This is a genomic window from Azoarcus sp. Soil_N_20, from assembly GCF_057656155.1.
Genome location: NZ_JBDGKX010000026.1, coordinates 18636 through 38326, shown reverse-complemented (window position 1 = coordinate 38326; position 19691 = coordinate 18636). Strand labels below are relative to the sequence as shown.

Genomic DNA, 19691 nt, shown 5'->3' with positions numbered 1-19691 from the left:
GCCGTCTCGGGAGAGAACTGATGGCCATGGCCAACAAAAAAGGCAGCCTCGGCTGCCTTTTCATGGTGCGGTGCAGTGAAGCAGCGCTGATCAGCTTGCGCGCTGAACGGTGCCGTACTTCTGACGGAAACGCTCGACGCGACCGGCGGTGTCGACGATCTTCTGCTTGCCGGTGTAGAACGGGTGGCACGCGGCACACACTTCAACGTGCAGTTCCGGCTTGGTGAGGGTCGAACGGGTGACGAAGACGTTGCCGCAGGAGCAGGTCACGTTGACGTCTTTGTAATTGGGATGGATGTCCGCTTTCATGTCAGATCCTGGGTTCGTGCGGGTGGAGGTTGTGACCACCCTCGATTGAAAACACGCGATTATCCTCGACTCCGCGGGGGATGGCAAGTCCGCACCGCCCGCGCTTCGATTACAATGGCGGCCTTTCCGATCTGCCACCCACGAGAGACACCTTGCGCCTGCTCCTTGCGCCGATGGAGGGCTTGCTGGACGACGTGCTGCGTGCGGTGTTGAGCCGCATCGGCGGTTACGACTGCGCGGTGAGCGAGTTTGCGCGCGTGTCTGGTTCGGTCCTGCCCCACCGCTGTTTTCGCCGTATCGTGCCCGAGCTCGATCATGGCAGCCGCGCCGTGGGCGGGATGCTGGTGCGGGTTCAGTTGCTGGGTTCCGACCCGGTTGCGATGGCCGACAGTGCTGCCCGCCTTGCCCAGCTGGCGCCGGCCGGAGTCGATTTGAATTTCGGCTGTCCTGCACCCACGGTCAATCGCCATCGCGGGGGTGCGATCCTGCTCGACGAGCCCGAACTCCTGCACCAGATCGCCCGGGCGGTGCGCGCTGCCCTGCCGGTGCACATTGCGCTCACCGCAAAGATGCGGCTGGGCGTGACCGACAAGGGGCGTGCGCTCGACTGTGCACGGGCGCTGGTCGAGGGCGGAGCGGCGGAGCTGGTGGTCCATGCGCGGACCAAGGCGGAAGGCTACCGTCCGCCTGCGCACTGGGAATGGGTCGGCCGGATTGCCGATGTCGTAGCGGTGCCGGTGGTGGCAAACGGCGAGGTATGGACGGCGCAGGACTGGGCGCGTTGCCGGGCGGTTTCCGGGGTCGCCGATGTGATGCTCGGCCGTGGCGCCGTCACCGATCCGTATCTTGCGCGACGGATACGCCAGGGACAGGCTGATGATCCCGGGGTGCGGGCGCTCGAGTGGGCGTCGCTCAAGCCGCTGATCGCCGAGTTTCGCGACCGTGTCGTGATCAAGGTGGCGCCGCGCCATGTGCCCGGTCGAATCAAACAGTGGCTGAACATGCTGCGCCGACGCTATGAGCAGGCCGAAGCGCTTTCGGCCGAGATCCGTGGCCTCAAGACGCTGGCCGAGATCGATCGGGTCTTTGCGCAGCACCGCATCGCCATCGAGCCCGGCCGGGTAGCGGCCTGACGACACGAGGTTGAATTGAGCTACGCGAATTCCCGAATTCCGGTGAGTGCCCAGCAAGGCGTACACGAACGCCTTGCCGAGCTGGTGGCGCGCCATCTCGCCGAGCCTTTCCGCAAGCCCATCACCGATTACAACCGCGAGGCCTTCGAAGCCAGTCTGGCGGGCTGGGATCGAAAGGCCCCGCTGATCCTGGATGCCGGATGCGGGGTGGGGCACAGCACCATCCAGCTCGCGCGCGCCTTTGCCGATCATTGGGTGATCGGCGTAGACCAGTCGCAGGACCGGCTGTCCCGGCGCAAGCCCTATCCCGAGGCGATGCTGCCCACGAACATGGTTTTCGTGCGGGCCGACCTGGTCGATTACTGGCGTCTGGTGCATGCGGCCGGGTTGCGACTGGCACGACATTACATCCTGTACCCCAATCCGTGGCCCAAGATCGGCCATCTGTCGCGACGCTGGCATGCGCACCCGGTGTTCCCTTTCATTCCGCAACTCGGCGGCGTACTGGAATGTCGTAGCAACTGGTCGGTCTATATTGCAGAGTTCGCCCAGGCGCTGGAGCTGGCGCTGGGCCGGGAGGTGGGCTGGGAGACGTTCGAGGCGCCTTCGCCGCTGACGCCGTTCGAACGCAAGTATCGCGACTCGGGCCAGACCCTGTATCGTCTGACCGCCGCGCTGGACTGAATTGAATCTGCGCTCGGGCACTGTTCCGATCGCCCCCGATGACCCTGGAGAATCACCATGACAACCGATGCCGGCAACCCCCACCTGATGGGTGATGAAGAGTTCGAGGCGCTGGAAGAGATTCTGACGTCCGACATCGTGCCCGAGGACTGCATGAGCCTCGAGATGCTCGATGGATTCCTCGCCGGCGTGCTGGTCTCGCCCCAGCCGATCGCCGTCGACCGCTGGCTGCCTGCGGTGTGGTCGGCACACGAGGACGGAGTCAGCTTTGGCTCCGGGCGTGGCGTGCAGCGCGCGATCCGCCTGGTGCTGTCCTATTACAACGAGATGGCGACCACGCTCGGGCTCGACGATGACGATGAAACCTGCTGGGAGCCGTTCTGTTTCGCGATCACTGACGGCGATACGATCAAGCTCGGTGACGAGTGGATCGAGGGCTTTACGCAGGGACTCGACCTGTGGCGCAAGGACTGGCAGGACGGCCTGCCAGAAGAGGCGGTCGAAGCCGTACGCGAGACGCTGAACGAGGTGCTGGCGCCGTGGACCGCGGAAGACGCCGTGAAGGCCGACGACGAAACCCGGCTCGGATGGCTCGCCGCGGTTGGGGATGCGGCCAACGACATCTTTTCACACTGGCGCGACCTCGAACTGGGAGCGCCGCAGCCGGTTGCAGTGGATGAGCCGCCGCAGCCGGGAGCCTCCGAGCCGGGGCGTAACGAGCCATGTCCATGCGGTAGCGGCAAGAAGTACAAGAAATGCTGCGGCGCAATTGCCGACTGAACATCCCCCGCCCGAATCATGGCTGACGATCACTGCACCCGTTGCGGCGCCTGCTGTGCGGCGTTTCGCGTCGATTTTCACATATCCGACCTGGCAAGTCGCAGCGCGAGTGGCGGCGTGCCCGACGGAATGAGCGTGACGCTGACCCCGAGCCTGTGCCGAATGCGCGGGACCGACGACGGACCGCCGCGCTGCGTGGCCCTGGAGGGGGAGATCGGGCGGTCCGTGCGGTGCACGATCTACGCCGATCGCCCCTCGCCCTGTCGGGACTTTGCGCCCTATGCGGCACTCGGCATCGGCGAGGAGGGGTGCGACCGCGCCCGGAGGAAGCATGGGCTTGCGCTTCTGGCGGGGTGATGTGTTTGTCCAAATTGTATTTCAAGCTATTGAAAGAAAAGAACAAAAATAGCTTGTGCAGTAACCGCGAAAGGCTAGAATCCGCGCTCTGGACTCGACTTGCCGCCGCACCGCGCCACCCACCGCTCAGATGCCTTTCCGGCTCGGCGGCGCGGCTGGTCGATCCGCAGATTCTCCCGCCCGGGAGCGTCCATCACCTTATCGACGGGTCGCCATGGAAACCTTCAATCCTTGCCTGGATTGCGGCATCTGCTGCACGCACTTCCGGATATCGTTCTACTGGGGCGAGACCGACGATGCACCGGGAGGATTCGTTCCGCTGGCGATGACGGAAAAGCTCAGTCCTTTCCGGAGTTGCATGAAAGGCAGCAATGACGTGCCGCGGCGCTGTTCGGCACTAAAGGGAACGGTGGGCGAACAGGTGTCGTGTTCGATCTATGAAAACCGGCCGACACCGTGCCGCGAGTTTCCGGTATATGAGGACGACGGCACCCCCAATCCCAAGTGTGACGAGCTGCGTGCGACGATCGGCTTGCCGCCCTTGCCGAACCCCTATCCGCGCGCGGCCTGATTCATGAGGCCACGGTGCGCGCCACTGCTACGCTTGTCAGCAGCGCGAGCGGACCGATGGCGCGCAGGCGTTCGATCTGCGCTGACCGACGCACGAACAGGGAGCCGGCGAAGCCGAGCGCATTGACCGAGATGTCCTCCCGCTTCTCCCGGCTGCGCGGAACGATGCTCAGGCCTTCGCGGCTGACCAGAAGATTGTAGGGTGGCATCGGGTCGGCGGCCGGCGACAGGCCGAGCGCGCTGCAGGCACGGCTGAAGGCAGCATGAAGATGGGCGCCACAGTGGGCCGCGGGGGAGTCCCAGCAGGCGGCTTCGAGGCGGATGCTGGCGTTGCGCCACGGCAAGGCGGTGTTTTCGGCGATCTCCCCAGCGGCCGGCAAGGGGCCGTCCATGACGCATTGCAGGCCGCTGTCCGCCGGAACCCATTGCAGGTGCTTGTGTGGCTGGCTGGCGCCGGCAATGGTGCCGCCGTTATAGAATCCCAGCCCGCCGAGGGGGCGCATGACCTGTGCCAGCGCGGTGAAATCGGCGCTGTTCAGGGGCGCGGTCTGGGCCTCGAATCCGCGGGTGACGATCAGCAGGTGACGCCCGATCACCGGATACTTGTTCAGCACCGCGAGGTGCTCGGGGCCGAGTTCGGTCACGGTCAGCAAGGGTTCGGGCGGGAGGAAGGGATTGAAGTCGGGTGTGCGGCGGGTGACCGCTTCGACCCGGGCGGCATCCTTTTGCGCCAGCGACGAAACCCAGCGTACCGTGAAATCGAACCCGCCGTCGCTGACCCGGGTCTGTTCGGTGCGTATCGGCTGCAGGGTGCCGGCGTCGAGCGCATTGGCAGTGGTCTGGTCGATCAGGGCGAGCAGGTCTGGCTGTAGGGTGGGCGGGCTGGTCATCGGAACGGGCGCTGGGACACAATGGCGGCATTGTGACATGATCACCGGCCGTTCCAATACCGTGCCGGATCGCCCTTGTGGGTGCCCGAATGAGAGAAGTGAAATGACGACGATGTTTGCCGTACGTGGCGACTATATCCAGCTCGACCAGTTGTTGAAGGCTGCCAATCTGGTGACATCCGGGGGCGAGGCCCACGCTGCGGTGGAGGCCGGCCTGGTGCGGGTCGACGGTCGGGCCGAGACGCGCAAGCGGGCAAAGTTGCGCGTCGGTCAGCGCGTGCTCTTCAGTGGTGAAGAGATCGTGCTGGTGGCGCCGGACTGAACGGGCTCGGTGCGCGGCCGGCGTGCCCGGCCACAGGGCCGGCCGGCAGGGTCATGGCTCTGAAAGTCAGCCCTGCTCCTGGCCGGCGGTTTACGGCAGCTGAGGCTTCTCGGCGCGGGCATTGCGCTGCGAGAGCTTTTCCCAGATCCAGCCGCCGGGCAGATCGGTACCGGTCAGGATGTAGTTCAGGGCGTGCTCGTTGGCGATATTGAGTCCGAATCCGGCCTTTGCGCCGGGCCGGCCGGCGAGCAGGATTTCGTCGCCGGCACGTACCGGCGTGGCCGCCGCCGGTACGATCAGATGGTCGTCGTCGTCACGGTCGAGATACAGCACCTCGCATTCGAGGCGCTCATCGCGGTTGGCGTGCGAACGCAGCAGCTGTTCGAGGGTGATCTCCTCGCCCCGCATCAGGCGGCGGTAGAGCGCGGGCGCACGACTGAGATTGATGCGCTCGCTCCACACTTCCGGCACGTCCCAACTCAGGCGGGTGGTCATGCGCTCGAGCATCCCGATGCACCATTCCTCCTTGCGGCGGCGGATTTCGTCGAGGAAGGGGACGAGCAGCGGGGTGCTCAGAATGGCGAGGCATTCGTGGGCGATGATCTCGCTCGGGACCACGGTAATGTCGGAGTCGAAGGCATCGAACAGCGCGTGGTTGCTGTAGTGGTTCTGGCGCAGGATCACAAACAGCTTCTTGTTGAGCTCGCGTGCGGTCACCGCGATCGACAGGTTATCGACATCGGAACTGGTGCTGGCGACGATGCCCACCGCCGTGCGAACCCCGGCCTCCTCGAGCGCCAGGGCACCGGTGCCGTCGCCCCGCACCCAGCGATGTTCGATGTCCTCCGGGGGGTGGTGATCGATGATGGTGACCGGTACCGATTCCGCATCCATCGCGTCCACCATCAGCCGTCCGAAGCGACCGTGACCACATAGTATCCAGTGACCGCGCGGCGGATCGCGGTGCCGTTCGATGGTGGTGCCGGGCAGGCCGGTCAACCAGCCGAGCAACTGCCAGGCGGCCGGGGCGTGAAGCGCAAGGGCGAGCGCATCGCCGAACTTCTCGAATGGGTTGATGATGTGACGGGTGCCGAACGAGGCCATGTTGGCTGCGGTTTCACGGGTCTCGGCACGCGCCAGCGTTGGCAGGCGGGGGGCCAGCAGGCGTGCCGCGATTGAGATCGCAAGGTTCGCGTTGTCGTCGTTGGTCAGTGCAATCAGCCCGATGCAGTTCGGATGGGTCAGCCCGGCGTACTGCAGCGTCTCCGGATTGCTGGCGTCGGCGGCGACGGCATGGACGTCGGCAGCGTAGCTGTGCAGATCGATCTCGCCAACCTTGGATTCGTCGAGCTCGACGACGACCGCACGGTAGCCGAGGCGATCGAGCGCCTGACAGATCAGGCGCCCGGTCTCGCCATAGCCGCACACGAGGTAGAACGGTTCCGCCAGCCGGCGCACGGCGCGCACGAACTGCTGCGTCGCGATCGCCTGTTGCAGGTTGCGGTCGGCGAGGATCGAAAACACCGTGCCGACGGTATAGGCCCAGCCGACCACGGACATGTAGATGCAGAAGATCACCCACAGGCGCTGCTGCTCGGAGAAGGCGTAGGGAATCTCGCCGAAGCCGATCGTGGTGGCGGTGTAGCTGATGAAGTAGAAGGCGTGGAAGAAGCTCAGGTAGTGGACCTTGCCGTCCGCATCCACACCCGGCGCAAGGGTGAGGCCGAGGACCGCGATGCTGACGATCGTGATCAGCAGGATCAGCGGTGCCCGCAGGCGCCGCATGATCAGGAAGAAGATGCTGTGATGCCGCGACAGGGGCGTCATCTGCAAGGCCTGTGTCAGCGTCGCTGCATGATGGTTTCGGCGATCAGGATGACGACCGAAACGATATTGGCAAACAGGGCTCCGCCCGACAGTGACACCACCCGGGACGTCATTTCGGCGGTCAGCCCGTCGACGGCGACGTGCGCCGCGTAGCCCCAGACCATGGCTGCGGCGATCAGCTGAAGGTCGGCGACCAGGCTGGTGGCAAGGTGGATCGCACCGATCTGGGTACGATCGCCGAACTTGAGCATGGTGGCGATCAGACTGACCACGATCGCGGCGAACAGCTCGTAGATGTCATGGTGCGCCGGGTTGTCGATGTCACCGACAAAGAAGCCGAAGTTCAGCGTGGCGGCGAGCAGGATGAAGAAACCGAAGATGACTTTTTCGAGGTTCATGTTGTTCTCGTCAGAGCGCCGCGGGCGGGGCTGAAACGCCGATCGGGCAGCGAGTCAATGCGCATTCTGCGCCTCGTGCATGTCGCCGTCGACATAGAACCAGCGGCCGTCCTCGAACACGAAGCGGCTGGTTTCATGCAGGCGATGGGCACGGCCGCCGATCCGGTAGCGGGCGATGAACTCGACCTCGGCGTGGGTCGCGTCGGGCCGGCGGTGTGCGCGAACCTCGAGGTCGATCCATTTGGGGGGCGACCCGGTGGGGAACAGTGGCGGAGCGGGGCGCGTCGACGGGTGCCAGGTCTGCAGCAGATAGGCTTCGTCGAGTCGGGTGTAGGCGGTATAGCGGGAGCGCATCAGGGCCTCGGCCGATTCGGGCGGGCGGCTGCCATCGATGGCAGGGGCGCAGCACCGGCTGAACGGCAGGGTGGAGCCGCAGGGGCAGGGGGTGGGCTTCATGGCGGCACAGGCAGTGGCGGTGCCGCCATTTTGCCCGTTCTCGTCGCGCTCGGCGTGAATCGCGCGGTCGGATATGCTTGAATACCTTCACCACTTCCGTTCCGGTGACCTCCGAATGAAATCCAGGAAGCGCGTCATCCACACCCGTCGCTATCTGATCGTAGGCGTGCTCACCGCTGCGCCGCTGTGGGTGACCTGGCTGGTGTTCGATTTCTTCTTCTCGCAATTGTCGAGAATGGGCGCGCCCTGGGTCCTGGCGCTTGCCCGCGTTGTCCGCGCGCCGTCACCGGTGATCGCCGACTTCCTGGTGCAGCCATGGTTTCAGTCGCTGCTCGGTGGGGCAATTACCTTGCTGGTGTTCTATGCGCTCGGATGGATCGCCACCCAGGTGATCGGACAGCGGGTGATCGGCTGGCTGGAGCGACTGGTGCAGAGCATTCCGCTGGTGGCAGCGATCTATGGCGGCACCAAGCGTTTTCTCGCCGCTGTCAAGGAAAAGCCGGCGGGGGTGGACCGGGTCGTGTTGATCGAGTTTCCGTCGTCGGACATGAAGGCGGTCGCCTTCGTGACTCGGGTCATTCACGATGAGGAGAGCGGGGAGGAACTCGCTGCCGTCTACGTGCCCACCTCACCCAATCCGACCTCGGGCTATATCGAGATCGTGCCGGTCTCGCAGGTGGTGTCGACCGACTGGACGATGGACGAGGCGATGAGCTTCGTGATGACCGGCGGCGCCACCTCGCCCGACCGCATCCGTTTTCGCAACCCACCGTCGGCCCCCGAGAAATCGGCAAAAAAGGCCAAGCCCTGAGTGCGCACGCAGGGCCGGTCGGCCTCCTAGGCGAGGATTTCGCGCAGCACGTAGGTGAGGATACCGCCGTGGCGGTAGTAATCGACCTCGATCGGGGTGTCGATGCGGCACAGCACGCCCACTTCACGCCGGGTCCCGCCCGCGCCGCGTATCGCCAGCGTGAGTTCCTGCTGTGGCTTGAGATCGTTCGAAATGCCGAGAATGTCGATCTGTTCGTCGCCGTTCAGCCCCAGCGTCTGCCAGCTTTCGTCATTCTTGAACTGCAGCGGCAGCACCCCCATGCCGACCAGGTTGGAGCGATGGATGCGCTCGAAGCTCTTTGCCACCACGGCCTTGACCCCCAGCAGGCTTGTTCCTTTCGCGGCCCAGTCGCGGCTCGACCCGGTGCCGTATTCCTCGCCCGCGAAAACAACGGTCGGGATGTCGCGTTCGCGCCATGCCGTGGCCGCTTCGAATACCGTGGTCTGCCTGCCGTCGAGCAGGGTGTAGCCGCCTTCGACACGGGCCCCGGTGGCGTCGGTCGGCAGCATCAAATTCCTCAGGCGCACGTTGGCGAAGGTGCCACGTACCATGACTTCATGATGGCCGCGGCGCGAGCCGTATGAGTTGAACGCGTGTCGTGCCACGCCGCGATCGGTAAGCCACAGACCGGCCGGGGTGCTTTCGGCGAACGATCCGGCCGGGGAGATATGGTCGGTCGTCACCGAGTCGTCGAGCAGGAGCAGGATGCGGGCGCCGAGGACGTCGCCGGGCGTGCCCGCCTGCATGCTGAAGTCGTCGAAGAACGGTGGACGGGCAATGTAGGTGGATTCGGGCCAGACGTACACCTGGCCGGTCGGCGCCGGGATCTCGTTCCACAGGTCGTGGTCACGAGTGAGGTCGGAATAGAGACTCCGGTAGACGGCCGGGTCCATCGCATGGAGCATGACCTCAGTGATTTCGTCCGAGGTGGGCCACAAGTCGCTCAGATACACCGGGGCGCCGGCCGTGTCGGTCCCCAGCGCTTCGCTGCTCAGGTCGATGACTGCGGTGCCGGCCAGCGCATAGGCCACCACCAGCGGCGGCGAGGCGAGATAGTTGGCGCGGATGTTCGGATGGATGCGCGCTTCGAAGTTCCGGTTTCCGGACAACACTGCGGCCGCGACGATGTCATGGCTGGCGATGGCAGCGTTGAGTTCCGGCGCAAGGTCGCCGGCGTTGCCGATACAGGTGGTGCATCCGTACCCGGCGAGGGCGAATCCCAGACGCGCGAGCGGCTCCAGCAAACCGGCCTTGTCGAGGTAGGCGGTCACCACCCGCGAGCCCGGTGCGAGCGAGGTCTTTACATGGGGCCGGACCCGCAGGCCGCGCGCCACCGCCTTTCTGGCGAGCAGGCCGGCCGCGATCATCACTGCCGGGTTGCTGGTGTTGGTGCATGAGGTGATGGCCGCGATGAGGATGTCGCCATGGCCGAGATCGACATCGTCGATCCCGGTCGGGACGCGCTCGTGCAATCGTGTCGCCGGTCGGCCGAAGCCTCTTTCGCTGGCGGGCGCGGAAAAGCTGTGCTCGAAGCTGCTGCGCATGGCCGGCAGATCGATGCGGTCCTGGGGACGGGTCGGGCCGGCGAGCGCCGGGACGATGCTGTCGAGATCCAGCACCAGCGTGCGGGTGTAGTCGATGTCGCCGGCGCGCGGCATGCCGAACATGTGCTGCGCGCGGAAGTAGGCTTCCATCAACTCGCATGCCCGTTCGCTGCGACCGGTGCCGCGCATGTAGGCGATGGTCTTGTCGTCGATCGGGAAGAAACCCATCGTGGCGCCATACTCCGGAGCCATGTTTGCAATGGTGGCCCGATCGGTGACGGTCAGTGCGCTGGTGCCCTCGCCGAAGAACTCGACGAAGTTGCCCACCACCTTCTCGCGGCGCAGCATTTCGGTGACGCGCAGGACCAAATCGGTGGCGGTGGTTCCCTCGCGCAGCCGGCCGCGCAACTCGACGCCGATCACGTCCGGGGTCAGGAAGAAAACCGGTTGGCCGAGCATGGCCGCTTCCGCTTCGATTCCGCCGACACCCCAGCCGACCACGCCGAGCGCGTTGATCATCGTGGTATGCGAATCGGTACCGACCAGGGTGTCGGGATAGAACAGATCGCCGCTGTTGCGTACCCCCTGAAACAGATACTCGAGATTGACCTGATGCACGATGCCGACACCGGGCGGGACCACCTTGAAGGTGTCGAAGGCCTGCATCCCCCATTTCATGAACTGGTAGCGCTCGCGGTTGCGCTCGAACTCGAGGGCCATGTTCTGACGCAGGGCGTCGGGTGTGCCGTAGTGATCGACCTGCACCGAGTGGTCGACGACCAGGTCGACGGCTACCCGGGGCTCGATCTTCTTCGGGTCGTGGCCTTGAGTGACGGCGACGTTGCGCATCGCGGCCAGGTCGCACAGCAGGGGCACGCCGGTGAAGTCCTGCAGCACGACGCGGGCGACCACGAACGGGATCTCCGCGTTACGTGGCGCCTCGGGTTTCCAGTTCGCGAGCTCGCGGATGTGCTGCTCGGTGATCTTGCGCCCGTCGCAGTTCCTCAGCAGGGCTTCGAGCACGATGCGCAGGGATACCGGCAGCCGCGAGATCGGTCCGATGCCGGCAGACTCCAGTGCCGGCAATGAGTGGTAACTGCCACCCTGGCCATGCCGGGTGGAGAATGCCTTCAAGGTATCGAACGGCGCTTGGGGCATGATTCATCGTCCTCCGCTCAGGTAGCGCCCGCAGGCGAGGTTCAAGGTGTGTCTTTCCGACCCGCCAGGCGAACGGATGTTCCCCACAGCCGCGCAGCAGCAAAAGGCAGCCGAATCGCGTTCGATAGCCTATTGTTCGATGATGTCCGGAGAGTAGAATCCGGTCGTTGCAGCGAGCTTTGTGTTGCACTGCACTCCAAGTCTTATAAAAGACATATAATTCGTTTCGATCCGGATGGGAGAACCCCGTCCGGACCCCTGCCAACGTCACAAAACTGGAAGGAAGTCGCCGTGCTTGAAGCCTATCGCGCCCATGTCGCCGAACGTGCAGCCCTCGGTATCCCGCCGCTGCCCCTGACCAAACAGCAGACCACCGAGTTGGTCGACCTGCTCAAGAACCCGCCCGCCGGCGAGGAAGCATTCCTCGTCGAACTGCTCACCTACCGTGTTCCGGCCGGCGTGGATGATGCCGCCAAGGTCAAGGCCGAGTTCCTGGCCAACATCTCCAAGGGCGACGAAGCCTGTGCGCTGATCTCGCGCGCCAAGGCCACCGAACTGCTGGGCACCATGCTCGGCGGTTTCAACATCAAGCCGATGATCGATCTGCTCGCCGACGGCGAAGTGGGTCCGGTTGCGGCCGAGGGTCTGAAGAAAACCCTGCTGATGTTCGACTACTTCCACGACGTCAAGGATCTGGCCGCCGCTGGCAACGCCAACGCCAAGGCCGTGATGCAGTCGTGGGCCGACGCCGAATGGTTCACCAGCCGTCCGGAAGTCCCGGCTTCGCAGAAACTGACCGTGTTCAAGGTCACCGGCGAAACCAACACCGACGACCTGTCGCCGGCGCCCGATGCCTGGTCGCGCCCCGACATTCCGCTGCACGCGCTGGCGATGCTCAAGAACGCCCGCCCCGGCATCACTCCGGAAGAGCCCGGCGTGCGCGGCCCGATCAAGTTCCTCGAAGACCTGCGTGCCAAGGGCAATCTGGTCGCCTACGTCGGTGACGTGGTCGGTACCGGTTCCTCGCGCAAGTCGGCGACCAACTCGGTGCTGTGGTTCACCGGCGAAGACATCCCCTTCGTGCCGAACAAGCGCTTCGGCGGTGTGTGCCTCGGCTCCAAGATCGCTCCGATCTTCTTCAACACCATGGAAGATGCCGGCGCGCTGCCAATCGAACTCGATTGTGGCCAGCTCGACATGGGTGACGAGATCGAGCTCAAGGTCGACGCCGCCACCGGCAAGGTCACCGTGCTCAAGAATGGTGCGGTGGTCGCCGAGTCGCAGCTGAAGACCCTGGTCATCCTCGACGAAGTGCGCGCCGGTGGCCGCATTCCGCTGATCGTCGGCCGCGGTCTCACCACCAAGGCGCGCGAGGCGCTCGGCCTGCCGGTATCCACCCTGTTCCGCCTGCCGCAGCCCCCGGTCGATTCCGGCAAGGGCTTCTCGCTGGCGCAGAAGATGGTCGGCCGCGCCTGCGGCTTCCCCGAAGGCCAGGGCGTGCGGCCCGGTACCTACTGCGAACCGAAGATGACCACGGTCGGCTCGCAGGACACCACCGGCCCGATGACCCGCGACGAACTCAAGGATCTGGCCTGCCTCGGCTTCTCCGCCGATCTGGTGATGCAGTCCTTCTGCCACACCGCGGCCTACCCGAAGCTGGTCGACGTGAAGATGCATCGCGAACTGCCGAGCTTCATCAGCACCCGCGGCGGCGTCTCGCTACGTCCGGGCGACGGCGTGATCCACAGCTGGCTCAACCGCCTGCTGCTGCCCGACACCGTCGGCACCGGCGGCGACAGCCACACCCGTTTCCCGATCGGGATCTCCTTCCCGGCCGGTTCCGGCCTGGTCGCGTTTGCCGCGGCCACCGGCGTGATGCCGCTGGACATGCCGGAATCGGTGCTGGTGCGCTTCAAGGGTACGATGCAGCCGGGCGTCACCCTGCGTGACCTGGTCAACGCGATCCCGCTGTACGCCATCCGCCAGGGCCTGCTGACGGTCGAGAAGAAGGGCAAGAAGAACATCTTCTCCGGCCGCATCCTCGAAATCGAAGGTTTGCCGGATCTGAAGGTCGAGCAGGCATTCGAGCTGTCCGACGCGTCCGCCGAGCGCTCCGCCGCCGGTTGTACGGTGCATCTGGACAAGGCGCCGATCGTCGAGTACATGAACTCGAACATCACGCTGATGAAGTGGATGATCGCCAACGGCTACGAAGACAAGCGCACCCTGGGCCGCCGCATCAAGGCCATGGAGTCGTGGATCGCCAACGGCGAACTGCTCAAGGGCGATGCCGATGCCGAGTACGCCGCGGTGATCGAGATCGATCTGGCCGACATCAAGGAGCCGATCGTCGCCTGCCCGAACGACCCGGACGACGTCAAGCTGCTGTCCGAAGTCGCCGGCGCCAAGATCGACGAAGTCTTCATCGGCTCGTGCATGACCAACATCGGTCACTTCCGTGCCGCCGGCAAGGTGCTCGAAGGCAAGTCGGACATCCCGGTGCGCCTGTGGGTCGCCCCGCCGACCAAGATGGATGCGATGATCCTCAACGAGGAAGGCTATTACGGCGTGCTCGGCAAGTCCGGCGCCCGCATGGAGATGCCGGGCTGCTCGCTGTGCATGGGTAACCAGGCGCAGATCCGCAAGGGCAGCACCGCGATGTCGACCTCGACCCGCAACTTCCCCAACCGCCTCGGTATCGAAACCTTCGTCTATCTCGGCTCCGCCGAGCTGGCCGCAGTGTGCGCACTGATGGGCAAGATCCCGACGGTGGAGGAGTACATGGCGCAGGTGGAGGTGGTCAACGCCAAGGCCAAGGACATCTACCGCTACATGAACTTCGACCAGATCGCCGAGTTCAAGGACGTGGCGGATACCGTCGAAGTCTGAAGTATGGAAGCGGGCGGGTCAGTGTAGCGCGACCCGCCGATTGCTTTGGAACGCCCCTGCCGGGGAAACCAGGCAGGGGCGTTCTGTCTTTCCGCGCGGGATCCGGAGGGGGGCGTGGATCGACCCTGCGCGAATTTTGATCCATCCGCCTCGAGTTCCGCGACGCGGCCTGCGCGGTAACCGTGACCGCGCTCACGGCCGCCATCCGTTTCGCCTCAATATGAGGGCCAGGGTGAACTAACCTTTAGATAGATCGGGCGTCCAATAGCCAAGGGCTTCTTCTCGGCGAGCCGTATAGCGATCAGTGAGGTATGGGCCATGAACATGCAGATTCCGGACAGCAGCACGGGGTATCCCCGGCCGGATGTGGCGCCGTGGCCGGGGAGCCGTGCGTTGACCATGCTGCGCGCGGTTCATGCCTCGATCATCGCGGCGACTGACGAAGAGGCCCTGGTGGCGGATGCCTGCAGGGTGGCGGTGGAGGTGGCGGGCTATGGTGCCGCGTGGATCGCCTATCTGGAGCCCGATGGCGAGTCGGTGCGGGCGGTGGCTGCGCGCGGTGCTCCGGCCGGCGCATTCGAATTGCTGACGCGGGTGGATCCGGCAGACGGCGAGGGGGGCATCGGCCAGGTCCTGCGGAGCGGGCACCCCCGGGTGTTGGCTCGCCCTGCCGATGGCGACGGCGTAACCGATGCGGGGCCGGTTGCCGGCGCCGAAGGTGGCGCGGTGGCCGTGGTGCCGCTGGGGAGCGGCGCGGCGCCGGTGGGGGCGCTGCTTGTGCAGCACGCGGATCCGGGCGCATTCGACGCGGCGGAGCTGGAGTTGCTGCGAGAAGTTGCCGCGAGCCTTGCCTACGGGATCGCATCGCTGCGTGCGGCCGTCCGCCATGCCCGGGCCGAGGACGAGTTGCGCCGCGTCGAGCGTGCGCGAAGGACGCTGAGTGCGGTCAATCGGACGTTGGTACGGGCGGAGGATGAGCAGGCCTTGCTCGACGAGATCTGTCGCATCATCGTGGAGGAGGGCGGATATCGCTATGCCTGGGTGGGCTACGCCCGGCACGATGAGGCCCGGAGCGTGGAAGTCATGGCCCATGTCGGCGTCGAAAGGGCCCACCTCGTTGGCCTGCGGCTGACCTGGGCCGATACCGAGCGTGGGCGCAGCGCGACCGGGACGGCGATCCGCAGCGGGCAACCGAGTATCGGCCGCAACATCCTCCACGACCCCGATCTTGCGCCCTGGCGCGACGAGGCGCTGCGTCGCGGCTTTGCCGCTGTCAGTGCCTTTCCGCTCGGTGCAGCGGGTGCGGTCATCGGCAATCTGAGCATTGCTGCGGCCGAGCCGGATGCTTTCGATGCGGCCGAAGCCGATCTGCTCGGCGAGTTGGCGGACGATCTCTCCTTCGGGATCGAAACCCTGCGTATACGGGAGCGCAGTCGCGAGGCCGAGGCGACCATCAAGCGCATGGCAGAGTGCGATACGCTCACCGGCCTGCCCAATCGCTGGCGCTTGCGGATGCGGTTGGAAGCGGCGGTCGAGGCGGCCAAGGGAGAGCATCGCCCGCTTGCCCTGCTGATGCTGGGGATCGACCACTTCCACGAGATCAATGAGACCCTGGGCTATCACCAGGGCGACGCGATGCTGCGCGAAGTTGCCTCGCGTGTCGTACGTGTGGTGAGCGATACGGTGAATGTCGCACGCATGGGCGAGGCGGAGTTCGCGGTGCTGTTGCCGAACTGCGATGCCGGTGCCGCGTCGCGCATCGCGCAACGCATCCTGACCGAAATGTTCGAACCGGTGGCCATCGGCGAGGTCATGCTCGATGCCGGCGGCAGCATCGGTATCGCCGTGTTCCCCGGTCATGGCACCGATCCGGATGCGCTCATCCGGCGCGCCAACGTGGCGATGCATCAGGCTCGACAGCAAGGGCACGGGCAGGCGCTGTACACCGGTGGCCGGGATCGCGAGTGTGCGCGGCGGCTGGCGCTCATCGGCGATCTGCACCGCGCCATCGATGGCAGCGAACTTAGACTTTATTGCCAGCCCAAGGTGCGTTTCTCGAGTCGCGAGGTATGCGGGGTGGAGGCGCTGGTGCGCTGGGAGCATCCGCAACTGGGCATGTTGTGGCCGGACGAGTTCATCGGCCTGGCCGAGCACAGCGGCCTGATCAGTCCGCTGACCGACTGGGTGATGCAGGCCGCCTTTCGCCAAAGCTACGTGTGGCGTCAGGCTGGGTTGCGATTGCCGCTCGCGGTCAATCTGTCGGCCCGCGATCTGCGCGACCCGAAGCTGATCGAGCGTGTGCGCAATCTCCTTGCTACCTGGGGCGGCGAGCCCGAAGGGGTACAGTTCGAATTGACCGAAAGCGCCCTCATGCAGGATCCGGCAGGCAGTCTGGAGAGCATGAAGCGCTTGAAGGATCTGGGGATCGAACTGTTCATCGACGACTTCGGCACCGGCTACTCGTCGCTGGCCTACCTGCAGAAACTGCCGGTGGATGCGATCAAGATCGACAAATCCTTCGTGCACGACATGCTGTCGGATACGGATTCCGGCGTCATCGTGCACTCCACGATCGACCTCGCCCACGACCTCGATCTGGAGGTCGTGGCCGAAGGGGTGGAGGACCGCGCCGGCTGGGCTCATCTGGCCGCGCAGGGCTGCGACGTTGCCCAGGGCTACGTGGTCAGTCAGCCGATTCCGGCCGAGGACTACATGGATTGGCGGGCCGACGGCTCGTTCGAGGCCCGGATGACGGCCTGAGGGGTGGCCGGACTCATGCGTGGCTCACGATGCGGTGGACTTCGCACACCACGACATTGGGTGGAGGGGGACTGGGGCCGGATGCCGATGAACCGCAACCAGCCTGCAGGTATGCGTGCGCCAAGGCTGTTTAGGAAAAACTTAGTATCGTGACAAGCACCATTTAGGAAACGCCCGCGGCTGGCTGGCGCAGACTGCGCCGCAATCCGGATCGCCGCCGAATGCAGCTGCGAGCCGGATATTCACCGAACCCGCAGGAGTCCTCCATGTTCAAGTGTTTGATGCCGCTGGCAGCCATCGCGCTGCTGGTCGTTTCCCATCCCGGCCTTGCCGGCGGTACCGATCCCGCGCGTACGGCGGTCGAGCGCGGGCGCTATCTGGTCAAGATCAGCGGCTGCAACGACTGTCACACGCCCAACTATGCGATGAGCGGCGGGAAGGTGGCCGAACGCGCGTGGCTCACCGGTGACCAGCTCGGCTGGCGCGGGCCATGGGGTACGACCTATCCGGGAAACCTGCGGCGCTACTTCGCCCGCGTTTCCGAGGCCGAGTGGCTGAAGCTCGCGCGCACCGCGAATTTCCGGCCACCAATGCCCTCTCCGATTCTGCACGACATGTCGGACCGCGATCTGCGCGCCCTTTATCGCTTTGTCCGTGCGCTCGGCCCTGCGGGTGAGGAGGCGCCCGCCTACGTGGGGCCGGATCGCGAGCCGATCGGCCCCGTGGTGCTGTTTCCGATGCCTCCGGGCTGAGACCGCTGCTGTGGCGGAGCGCTGGTTGTCGAGGGAGGTGGCAGCGATGCAAAAGCTGGTTATTATTCCAGCACGATGCCCGAGCACGACCCCCCGATCCTTGATTCCGAACATGCCGCCTTCGTCATTGGCAACGTTTCGATCACGACAGCCAGTTGCCGTCCGGGCGGGTTCCCGGCGCTCGTCCGTGCGCTTGGTTGCCGGCTGTCGGTCGACCGTCGCAATGTGACCATCCTGGTCCGCGCGAGCGCCGCCGCCGATGTCCTCGACGCAGTGCGGCGCAGCGGCGCCATTGCGGCGGTTTTCAGCGACCCGCCGACCCACCGGACCTTGCAGCTCAAAGGCTCGGACGCACTCGTGCTGCGCCCCGAGCCGGGCGATGTGGCGCTTGCGGAGCGCTACCGCGCGGCGTTCGCCAAGGTGCTGGAACCCTTTGGGCATCCGGAGGCCATGGTCCATGCGCTGCTCGCCTGCGCGCCGGACGACCTGATGACCCTGCGCTTCACGCCGACCTTCGCATTCTCGCAGACCCCCGGGCCGCGCGCCGGCGAAGCGCTTGTGGGCTCCGCATGACGATCAAGCTCGACGCCATCCGCGAATGCCTCGAAGGCGTGGTGCCGGGCAACATCGCGACCCGTGCTGCCGATGGCACGCCGAACGTTGCCTATCTGTCCCAGGTGCAGTATGTGGATAGCGAGCATGTCGCGCTGTCCTACCAGTTTTTCAACACCACCCGGCGCAACATTCTCGTTTCGCCGTATGCGCGGGTCTCGGTGATCGAACCGCACACCGCTGCGCAATACCGGTTGAGTCTGCAATATCTGCGCACCGAGGACAGCGGTCCGTTGTTCGAGAACATGAAAGCGCGGCTCGCCGGCATCGCATCGCATACCGGCATGGCCGGCGTTTTCCGCCTGCTCGGGTCGGACATATACCGGGTGCTCGACATCGAGCAGGTACCGGGCGAACCGCTGCCGCCACCTGCCCCCCGACGCAACCTGCTCGCGGCCGTGCGTGCCTGTACCCAGAGCCTGTGCAGCGCGGCCGATCTGGACGACTTGCTGGCGCGATTGCTCGACGGCCTGGGCGCCCAGTTCGACATCGATCATGCGATGGTGCTGATGCTCGACGAAGCGGGTCGCCATCTCTACACGGTTGCCAGCCGCGGCTACCGGACGTCCGGCGTGGGCTCCGAGATCGCACTCGGGGACGGTGTGATCGGCGTTGCAGCGCGCGAGCGCACACCCATCCGCATCGGCCATTTCACGGCCGAGTACAGCTATGGGCGGGCGATCCGCAATAGCCTGGAAGAAAGTGGCGTGACCGGCATCGACACCGAGATTCCGCTGCCGGGGCTGGCCGATTCGCGCAGCCAGCTGGCGGTGCCGATCCTCGCCTGTCAGCGCCTGATCGGCATGCTTTACGTCGAGAGCGCGCAGGATCTGCGCTTCAGCTACGACGACGAGGATGCGCTGGTTGCGCTTGCCGGCCAGCTCGGCGCCGGGATCCGGCTGCTGCAGCACAGCCCGGAGGCGCACGATGATCCGGTCGTGGCCGACGTGCAGCCCCGGCCGCTGGTGGGGCAGCCGGTGCTGATACGCCACTATGCGGAGAACGACAGCGTGTTCCTCGACGGCGACTATCTGATCAAGGGCGTGGCCGGCTCCATCTTCTGGGCACTGGTGCGCGACCATGTCGACCGGGGGCAGACCCGGTTCTCGAACCGTGAGTTGCGCCTCGACTCCCGTATCCGCCTGCCCGATCTCAGCGACAATCTCGAGGCGCGCCTCATCCTGCTTGCCCGCCGCCTGCTCGAACGCGACGCCCCGGTGCGCATCGAAAAGACCGGGCGCGGCCGCTTCCGTCTGCGTGTCGAACGCCCGCTGGTCCTTCAGAGCGGCACTGCCGGTCGAAGCTAAGAATTCCCTCGCACCATCCTAAGTGTTTGCTAAGCGCATACCTGTCGGGTTTGCGTGTCGCTACAGTCTGTGCCGACGGACCGGTATCGACCGGTTCGCGACGTGGACGGC

Annotated in this window: 18 protein-coding genes; 12 read left to right on the top strand and 6 right to left on the bottom strand. The window is 65.3% G+C overall.

What is annotated here, in order from left to right; all coding sequences use genetic code 11:
- Positions 1-90: 90 nt before the first annotated feature.
- The gene (gene rpmE / locus AC3A35_RS26765) at positions 91-309 is read right to left on the bottom strand and encodes a 50S ribosomal protein L31 (protein ID WP_487439600.1); all 219 of its coding nucleotides are present in this window, start codon (positions 307-309) and stop codon (positions 91-93) included.
- Between the two features lie 152 nt (positions 310-461).
- On the opposite strand from rpmE, the gene AC3A35_RS26760 reads away from it, so the two are divergent.
- The 5 genes from AC3A35_RS26760 to AC3A35_RS26740 all read left to right on the top strand — a co-directional run bounded on the left by AC3A35_RS26760 (position 462) and on the right by AC3A35_RS26740 (position 3834).
- Complete coding sequence (locus tag AC3A35_RS26760) at positions 462-1442, top strand: tRNA-dihydrouridine synthase (RefSeq protein ID WP_487439599.1); 981 nt, start codon at positions 462-464, stop codon at positions 1440-1442.
- Positions 1443-1457: 15 nt separating this feature from the next.
- The gene (gene trmB, locus AC3A35_RS26755) at positions 1458-2126 is read left to right on the top strand and encodes a tRNA (guanine(46)-N(7))-methyltransferase TrmB (protein WP_487439598.1); all 669 of its coding nucleotides are present in this window, start codon (positions 1458-1460) and stop codon (positions 2124-2126) included.
- 57 nt (positions 2127-2183) lie between these two features.
- Entirely contained in the window at positions 2184-2906 is a 723-nt protein-coding gene (locus tag AC3A35_RS26750) for a UPF0149 family protein (RefSeq protein ID WP_487439597.1), read from the top strand.
- Positions 2907-2924: 18 nt separating this feature from the next.
- The gene (locus tag AC3A35_RS26745; RefSeq protein ID WP_487439596.1) at positions 2925-3263 is read left to right on the top strand and encodes a YkgJ family cysteine cluster protein; all 339 of its coding nucleotides are present in this window, start codon (positions 2925-2927) and stop codon (positions 3261-3263) included.
- A gap of 214 nt (positions 3264-3477) precedes the next feature.
- Complete coding sequence (locus AC3A35_RS26740) at positions 3478-3834, top strand: YkgJ family cysteine cluster protein (protein WP_487439595.1); 357 nt, start codon at positions 3478-3480, stop codon at positions 3832-3834.
- 1 nt (position 3835) lies between these two features.
- On the opposite strand, the gene AC3A35_RS26735 is transcribed toward AC3A35_RS26740, so the two are convergent.
- The gene (locus tag AC3A35_RS26735; protein ID WP_487439594.1) at positions 3836-4723 is read right to left on the bottom strand and encodes an ATP adenylyltransferase family protein; all 888 of its coding nucleotides are present in this window, start codon (positions 4721-4723) and stop codon (positions 3836-3838) included.
- Positions 4724-4826: 103 nt separating this feature from the next.
- Between AC3A35_RS26735 and AC3A35_RS26730 the strand changes: the two genes are divergently transcribed.
- Positions 4827-5045: an RNA-binding S4 domain-containing protein gene (locus tag AC3A35_RS26730; RefSeq protein WP_487439593.1), complete on the top strand. Its 219-nt coding sequence runs from the start codon at positions 4827-4829 to the stop codon at positions 5043-5045.
- Between the two features lie 90 nt (positions 5046-5135).
- Here the strand turns inward: AC3A35_RS26730 and AC3A35_RS26725 are convergent, their stop codons facing one another.
- The 3 genes from AC3A35_RS26725 to AC3A35_RS26715 are packed head-to-tail and all read right to left on the bottom strand — an operon-like array spanning position 5136 to position 7726.
- The gene (locus AC3A35_RS26725) at positions 5136-6872 is read right to left on the bottom strand and encodes an NAD-binding protein (protein ID WP_487439592.1); all 1737 of its coding nucleotides are present in this window, start codon (positions 6870-6872) and stop codon (positions 5136-5138) included.
- Positions 6873-6886: 14 nt separating this feature from the next.
- Entirely contained in the window at positions 6887-7270 is a 384-nt protein-coding gene (locus tag AC3A35_RS26720) for a DUF6394 family protein (RefSeq protein WP_487439591.1), read from the bottom strand.
- 54 nt (positions 7271-7324) lie between these two features.
- Positions 7325-7726, bottom strand: coding sequence for a YchJ family protein (locus tag AC3A35_RS26715; protein ID WP_487439590.1), 402 nt, complete (start codon positions 7724-7726; stop codon positions 7325-7327).
- 115 nt (positions 7727-7841) lie between these two features.
- Here AC3A35_RS26715 and AC3A35_RS26710 point away from each other — a divergent pair, with 115 nt between their 5' ends.
- The gene (locus tag AC3A35_RS26710; protein WP_487439589.1) at positions 7842-8537 is read left to right on the top strand and encodes a DUF502 domain-containing protein; all 696 of its coding nucleotides are present in this window, start codon (positions 7842-7844) and stop codon (positions 8535-8537) included.
- A 26-nt stretch (positions 8538-8563) separates the two neighbouring features.
- Here AC3A35_RS26710 and acnA read toward each other — a convergent pair whose 3' ends face one another.
- Positions 8564-11260, bottom strand: a complete 2697-nt coding sequence (gene acnA / locus AC3A35_RS26705; protein ID WP_487439588.1) for an aconitate hydratase AcnA — start codon at positions 11258-11260, stop codon at positions 8564-8566.
- 291 nt (positions 11261-11551) lie between these two features.
- Between acnA and acnB the strand changes: the two genes are divergently transcribed.
- From acnB to AC3A35_RS26680, 5 genes are all read left to right on the top strand, one after another.
- A complete protein-coding gene (acnB, locus tag AC3A35_RS26700; protein ID WP_487439587.1) occupies positions 11552-14149 on the top strand; it encodes a bifunctional aconitate hydratase 2/2-methylisocitrate dehydratase in 2598 nt (865 codons plus the stop codon).
- Positions 14150-14467: 318 nt separating this feature from the next.
- Positions 14468-16909 (top strand): bifunctional diguanylate cyclase/phosphodiesterase, encoded by a 2442-nt coding sequence (locus tag AC3A35_RS26695; protein WP_487439586.1) that lies wholly within the window; start codon positions 14468-14470, stop codon positions 16907-16909.
- Positions 16910-17175: 266 nt separating this feature from the next.
- Positions 17176-17661 (top strand): cytochrome C, encoded by a 486-nt coding sequence (locus tag AC3A35_RS26690; protein ID WP_487439585.1) that lies wholly within the window; start codon positions 17176-17178, stop codon positions 17659-17661.
- Positions 17662-17736: 75 nt separating this feature from the next.
- Positions 17737-18234: a hypothetical protein gene (locus AC3A35_RS26685; RefSeq protein WP_487439584.1), complete on the top strand. Its 498-nt coding sequence runs from the start codon at positions 17737-17739 to the stop codon at positions 18232-18234.
- Complete coding sequence (locus AC3A35_RS26680) at positions 18231-19580, top strand: GAF domain-containing protein (protein WP_487439583.1); 1350 nt, start codon at positions 18231-18233, stop codon at positions 19578-19580. Before AC3A35_RS26685 ends, AC3A35_RS26680 begins: the two co-directional genes overlap by 4 nt.
- The last annotated feature ends 111 nt before the right edge of the window (positions 19581-19691 follow it).